Raw genomic sequence first — 618 nt, 5'->3', positions numbered from 1 at the left:
TGCCCTCTCAATTGGTCTATCAGCGCGTACGTGCGAGTTCGTCCTGCATCAAGAGAGCGGTTGCCTTTTTTAAGATGGCTTTCTCTCTCTCAAGCCGATTAATCCTGGCTTCAAGTTCCTGAATCTTTTGCTGCTCAGGCGTCAATGCTTTACTCAGTGGCGTTGCACCGCCACGTTCGGCTTCCAACTGATTGACCCATCGTCTGAGTGCAGTCTCACCGACATCCAGTGAGCGACTGGCCTCTGGGATGGAATAACCTTGGTCCAGTACCAGACTGGCCGCTTCAAGTTTGAACTCTGGAGTAAAGGAACGTCTTTTTCTGGTCATGAAACACCTCTTAATCAGGTGGCAACTTTACCACCTAAAATGGTGTCCGGATTCATTAGACCACTACAAGTCGTATATAGTTGGGTGTCGATCGAGGTTCAGGATGGATTGTTATGAGTTGAAGTTAGCTTTAGTGGAAGACACAAGTTGATGGGTAGCGTGTGAGTAGTGGCTTTTCCCTAGTGACTATCGTGTCGGATCTTGGGGAATCTGTATTTTAATTGGAATCATGGGGACTGGTTGAGGGCCAGTTGTGTGGCACAAGGAATATAGGTTGTGTGGATAACTTG

1 pseudogene is annotated in these 618 nt (G+C 47.7%); it reads right to left on the bottom strand.

Features of this window, described 5'->3' with window-relative positions:
• Positions 1-328 (bottom strand): annotated as a pseudogene (locus ACRRUX_RS20595) (transposase); the annotation flags it as partial.
• Positions 329-618: the final 290 nt, after the last annotated feature.

Origin of the sequence: Shewanella sp. GXUN23E (assembly GCF_050865035.1) — a bacterium.
Taxonomy (GTDB): domain Bacteria; phylum Pseudomonadota; class Gammaproteobacteria; order Enterobacterales; family Shewanellaceae; genus Shewanella.
The sequence above is the reverse complement of the archived record's forward strand: the minus strand, read 5'-3'. Positions and strand labels throughout refer to the sequence as shown.